The sequence below is a fragment of the Haloarcula nitratireducens genome (assembly GCF_019599505.1).
Genome location: NZ_RKLT01000054.1, coordinates 1 through 5,806 on the forward strand (window position 1 = coordinate 1; position 5,806 = coordinate 5,806).

Consider the following 5,806-nt stretch of genomic DNA (forward strand, 5'->3'; position numbering starts at 1 on the left):
GATCGAACGTCCGGTCAGGGCTCCCGCTCACGCCGTCGAGCGAAGAAATCGCCTGCAGGTCGCTGTACTGTAGCTGGTCGCCGGGCGACGACGGAACCTGTGGTGTGTTAGTGCCGTCGGTGCCCTCGTATTCGACGACCGCTCTGGCTGGTGGTTCGTTCCCGTCGAGTGCGTCCGCCTGAACGAACCATCGCCCCGGATTCGTTGCCTCGACGACGACATCGTAGCGCTCACCGGCACCGAAGGCGAACGAATCCACATCGACGGGATCGACGGGGCGGCCATCGGCGTGGGTCACTGTCATCTCGTGGCCGGCGATTCGGACGCCGAAGACCGTCGCGCTGCCGGCGTTCACGAACCGGAAGCGAATCCGCTCGCCCTCCGTTATGTCGAACGTCTGGGGATCCTCGGGGAGTCGACCGTTGATGAGGAGTCCGTCGTAGGGCGGCCGAACGTCGCCCATCATACCGCCGCCACCCATTCCTCCACCCATCCCACCGCCTCCTCTCCCTCCGTCTGACGGAAGGCGAGGCTCGTCGGGGAGGTAATCGTCGAGAACGACGACGTACTCGCGGTCGTACTCGACGTGTGGGTCACGCTCTTCGACGATTAGTGGCCCAAGCAATCCACGATCAAGTTGGAGTCCGACGTGGCTGTGATAGAAGTACGTCCCGGCGGGCTCGGCACGAAACGTGTACTCGAACGTCTCGCCAGAGGCGATCGGGTCTTGTGTTACGTTCGGCACGCCGTCGACGGGGTTCGGAACTGGGACTCCGTGCCAGTGAATCGTGGTTTCTGCTTCGAGGTTGTTAGTCAGTTCGACGCTGAGCACGTCCCCCTCCTGTACACGGAGCTCCGGCCCCGGGAACTGCTCGTCGTACAGCCAGTTAGATGTCGATACATCGGGGGCCGGTCGAATTGTCCCAGATCCCGCGGTGAGGCTGATGGATGTATCTGGCTCAGCTGTGACCGTCGGGCGGGGCGTTACTTCACGCCCCTCATTACCGTCGGTGCCCGGTAGCTGCCCAACACAGCCTGCGAGCGCTCCAAGAGTAGATGCTCCCGTCAGCTGGAGGAGCCTGCGACGGGTGAGCGGTCGCTGTCTGTTAGGCGGCACAGTTGTTGGGTCCCAATTCGAGTTCCGTCGCTTCACCCTCGGTCGATCGCTCGACGAGCCACACGCGAACGTCGTCCGTCTCGTCTCTCATACGTATGGAGAGGAGTACCACGACGTTAGGTTGTTCGGTTGCGAGCTACTGATCGGACTGCCGTATCAGCAACTGACCGGATGATTATCCAAGAGCGACGAAGAAAACTGATGTCGGAGTGCCGACTAGTTGTGTGGCTTACGCCATCGAGCGGCCCTTCATGAGCATGCGAAGCGCCAAGTGAGAGCAGTGTCCGTGGTCAAGCTTTGCTAGCGGAGTTCAAAATCTGGTCTCCCGGTCGCCAGCGCATTTCGAACAGAAAAATACGAGACCATCTCACCCGTGGTGTGTTAGCCAAATTTCCCTAAAAAATCGAGCCCCAAGTGTAGCTATGGAGAAAAAGGAATACGCGATCCTCGCGGTCATCGCGCTGGCGACGGTCGCAATCGGCGTATTCACCACTTCGCAACCACTCTCGACGTTCTTCGTCGAGAGCACACGGCAGTTCCTCTCAACCACTGCTGCAATGGCGTGGATCACGTGGTGGGCGCTGGTCATCGGGTTCGCCATCGCCGGCGGCGTCGAGGCCTGGACCTCTGACGAAAAGGTCTCGGACTTGCTAGAGGGGCACGGCCTTCGGGAGCTCGGCTACGGGTCGCTGTTCGGGTTCGTCTCCTCGTCGTGTTCGTACTCAGCGATCGCCACGGCGAAGAACCTCTTCAAGAAGGGAGGCTCCGCAGCTGCGACTATCGGCGCGTTCATGTTCGCGTCGACGAACCTCGTCATCGAGATCGGCATCGTCATCTATCTCCTGTTGGGCTGGCAGTTCCTGGTCGCCGATATCGTCGGCGGCTTCATGCTCATCGGAATGATGGCTGTCGGCTTTGTCTACCTCACACCCGACGAGGTCATCGAGCAAGCGCGAGATAACATCCAAGACGAGAACGATTCGACAGCCCAAGACCCGGTCTGTGGCATGGAGGTCGACCCCGAGGAGGCTGACTTCTCGACCGAACACGACGGCGAGACCTACTACTTCTGCTCGGAATCCTGTAAGGACAGCTTCGACCCAGAAGAGGCGAACACGACCATCCGCGAGCAGGCGACCTCCCTCTCCGGCTGGAAGGCGCTCGCCGACAAGCAGTGGTCCGAGTGGGGGATGCTCTGGGACGAAATCGCCATCGGCTTCATCTTCGCCGGCCTGATCGCTGGCTTCATCCCGGAACAGGTCTGGACGTCCGTGTTCTCCGGAGCGACATTTGGACTTCCTGTCTATGTCTTCTGGACCGCAGTACTGGGTGCCGTTATCGGAGTCGCGACGTTCGTCTGCTCGGTCGGGAACGTCCCGTTTGGCGCGGTCCTCTTCAGCAATGGATTGCCGTTCGGGGCCGTGCTCTCGTACATCTACGCGGACCTCATCGTGCCGCCGATCATGGACGCCTATCGTGATTACTACGGCACGAAGTTCGCGGCCATCCTCTCGGGGATGATCTTCGTCTCGGCTGTGCTCACGGGCTTTGTCATCCACTTCCTCTTCCTCGGAGCGGGACTCATCCCTGCTCCGTCGAGTGTCAAGATTGCCGAAGTGAAGATCGAGATGAACTACAAGATGGTCCTGAACGTGCTCGCGACGATCTTCTTCCTGTTCCTCTACTGGCTTCACAGCTCGGACTCGGTTGGCGATGAGGGACACGGCGAGCACGCTCATGCCGCCGACTGACGCTCTCGGTTTCTCTCTCGTATAGTCGCTCAGCGTCTTCGGAACGTAGTGCGATATCTCGCTGACTCGCATCCGTCAGACGTGGCGCCGATACGCGTCGAAAAGTGCGGGCACACCAAGGGGAAACGCGAGGACCCCGAACGTCGCCAGCGCGTATTTTGCGTACGACGAGTTGCGATAGGCGAGAGACGTCACACCAACGCCGAAAACGGCGATCGCGTACGCAAAATCACTCCAGAACGGATCGTACGTCGAGCAATACCTCCAGCAGACGAACGTGTACGAGGGGGCGTTCCACGTCGGCGGGTGAAGTTTAGGCCAGAAGAATCGACAGTAGGTGGTAAACGCGAACATCACCGTCACGGGAAGGCCGACGAGCCACGTGCTCGGGCGAAGCGAGACTCGTGATCTGTATCGATGGTAGGCATGTAACAACACGAGCGGGAGCGTGAAGACCACCAGCCACAGGCCGACAGTGTAGGTGACTGGCCAGTGTTCGATTCGAGGTTGCGTGTAGGTGATTCTGAGAGACTTGGGAAGTGTTGCCCACGGAAAGGATGGATCGGGGACCGGATTCGTGAGAAAGGACAGTCCCATGAGGACGACACCAGCGATGAGCGTGTACACTCCGAAGGTTGTGATTCGCGCAAGCGACGATGGTAGGCTGTGTTGTCGAGACGACTTCCCTCCTCCGTCGTCGGCCGAATTTGGCTGGAAGGCATCCGTTCGCATAGCAGCAACTACGACGGTATTGTTGAATGCAGTTGTTCTTTCAAAACTTAGCTCTCCTTCGACTGTTCACTAGTGCGAACGGGGTCGCTCACATATGCACGATATTCGAATCGAACGCTGATGCTACCATGAACGACTTCGGTTCCGGCCGGCCCTTCCAACCACCTATCGAAGCTATTCGCCCGGTGGTAAACAGGGCAGTATCTGTGGATTCGAGTCTCAGTTGAGGCTGTGACGGCAGCTATCAGCGAGCGTATTATGTCAGAGCTGGCTTTGTTTTCGAAAAGACACATTCAATCCGCCATCGAATCGAAGGGACAATCCGCATAAGAGAGATTGTCGTAGTGATAATTGTGTGATAACTATCACAGTAGAGAAAACGCGCTGTGAGCACTGTATGCAGATCGTTGAAGACGTCGGATACGTCACACATACCTAAGAAACAGCGGCGCGGCGTCTACGAATGACCCCGCCGTTCGCTCTCGCGGGCCCGTCCCAGAGCCCCTACTTGCAGTCTCAGGAACCGGCAACAACTGAAGGAAGAACGCCACCGATATACAACTCATGAGCAATCATCCCCGCGATTATACGGACGAGTCGTCACCAGACCCTCGCTCCTCCCGACAGCCCAATGCCACAGTCCAGTGCTGTCGTATCTGCCGGCTAGAAGCCGATTCCGAGACAGGAGATACTGTCTCTCCGTCGTCCGCTCAGCCGGTCCACCCGTCAGATCACGAGGAGCACCGTGACGCTGAGACGGACGAGCACGGGCACTCTCACTCCGAAACAGAGCACGCTCACGACGTAGCCGATGAGCACGGCCCCGAAGCGCACGACCAGGGCGCCCCCGTCCACGAAGAGGGACACGAGAATCACGGGGCACACACAGATCACACGGGCCACGAACAGATGTTCCGGCGACGATTCTGGGTGTCGCTCGTTCTCTCGGTGCCGGTCATCTTCTTCAGTGAATTCATTCAGGGCGTCTTCGGCTACACCGCGCCGACATTCCCCGGGAGCGGCTGGATCACACCTGTCCTCTCGGTGATTATCTTCGCGTACGGTGGCGTGCCGTTCCTCTCGATGGCTCGCTCCGAACTGGAAAATCGCGAGCCAGGGATGATGATGCTCATCTCGCTGGCCATCACCGTCGCGTTCGTCTACTCGATTGCGAGCCTGTTTCTCGAGGGGACGACGCCGTTTTTCTGGGAACTCGTTACGCTAATCGACATCATGCTGCTGGGCCACTGGATGGAAATGCGTTCGGTCCGGCAGGCCTCCGGTGCACTCGACGAGCTGGCGAAACTCATGCCCGACACCGCCGAGCGCATCACTGAGAGCGGAGATACGGAGGAGGTACACATCGCCGAACTCGATGAAAGCGACGTCGTTCTCGTCCGTCCCGGTGCCTCCGTTCCGGCGGACGGCGAAGTCGTCGAAGGTGAGTCCTCGGTCGACGAATCGATGATCACCGGTGAGTCCCGACCTGTGGACAAAGAACCCGAGTCAGAAGTCGTTGCAGGCACGGTCAACCAGGACGGTAGCCTCCGTGTTCGAGTGACGAAGACCGGCGACGAGACGACGCTGGCGGGCATCATGCGCCTCGTCGACGAGGCCCAACAGTCCAAATCCCGCACGCAACTCCTAGCCGACCGGGCAGCCGGCTGGCTGTTCTATATCGCCCTCACTGTCGCGGGCATTACAGCCATCGCGTGGGTCGTCGCCACGGGGTTCAACATCGGCGTCCTCGAACGCGTCGTCACCGTTCTCGTTATCGCGTGTCCGCACGCACTCGGTCTGGCCGTCCCACTTGTAGTGGCGATCAACACCTCCACGGCCGCCCAAAACGGGATGCTCATTCGTGACCGCATCGCCATGGAGGAAGCCCGAAACCTCGATACGGTGATGTTCGACAAGACCGGGACACTCACGAAGGGCGAACAGGGCGTCGTGGGCGTCGAGACGGCAGGCACCTGGGACGAACAGCGAGCGTTCGAAGTCGCTGCGGGCGTCGAAGGTGATTCCGAACATATGATTGCTCGCGCCATCCGGACCGCCGCCGAGGAACGTGATATCCAGCGAGCGCAGGTCTCGAACTTCGAGAACCTCCGCGGTCTCGGCGTCAGAGCCACTGTCGACGGCGAGACGGTTCATCTGGGTGGTCCCAACCTGATCGAGAAACTCGGCATCGACCGACCCAACGACA

Annotated in this window: 5 protein-coding genes; 2 read left to right on the top strand and 3 right to left on the bottom strand. The window is 59.6% G+C overall.

Annotation, left to right across the window (positions count from 1 at the left end; translation table 11 throughout):
* A partial coding sequence (locus tag EGH23_RS26005) for a multicopper oxidase family protein (protein ID WP_328767198.1) occupies positions 1-1,153 on the bottom strand: 1,153 nt, incomplete at its 3' end.
* A gap of 386 nt (positions 1,154-1,539) precedes the next feature.
* On the opposite strand from EGH23_RS26005, the gene EGH23_RS26010 reads away from it, so the two are divergent.
* Positions 1,540-2,868: a permease gene (locus EGH23_RS26010; RefSeq protein ID WP_220582893.1), complete on the top strand. Its 1,329-nt coding sequence runs from the start codon at positions 1,540-1,542 to the stop codon at positions 2,866-2,868.
* Between the two features lie 75 nt (positions 2,869-2,943).
* On the opposite strand, the gene EGH23_RS26015 is transcribed toward EGH23_RS26010, so the two are convergent.
* Both EGH23_RS26015 and EGH23_RS26020 read right to left on the bottom strand, forming a co-directional pair.
* A complete protein-coding gene (locus EGH23_RS26015) occupies positions 2,944-3,600 on the bottom strand; it encodes a hypothetical protein (protein WP_220582894.1) in 657 nt (218 codons plus the stop codon).
* Positions 3,601-4,326: 726 nt separating this feature from the next.
* Entirely contained in the window at positions 4,327-4,476 is a 150-nt protein-coding gene (locus tag EGH23_RS26020; protein ID WP_220582895.1) for a hypothetical protein, read from the bottom strand.
* Between the two features lie 33 nt (positions 4,477-4,509).
* Here EGH23_RS26020 and EGH23_RS26025 point away from each other — a divergent pair.
* Positions 4,510-5,806 (top strand): heavy metal translocating P-type ATPase (locus EGH23_RS26025; protein ID WP_220582896.1); only part of this gene is annotated, 1,297 nt, incomplete at its 3' end.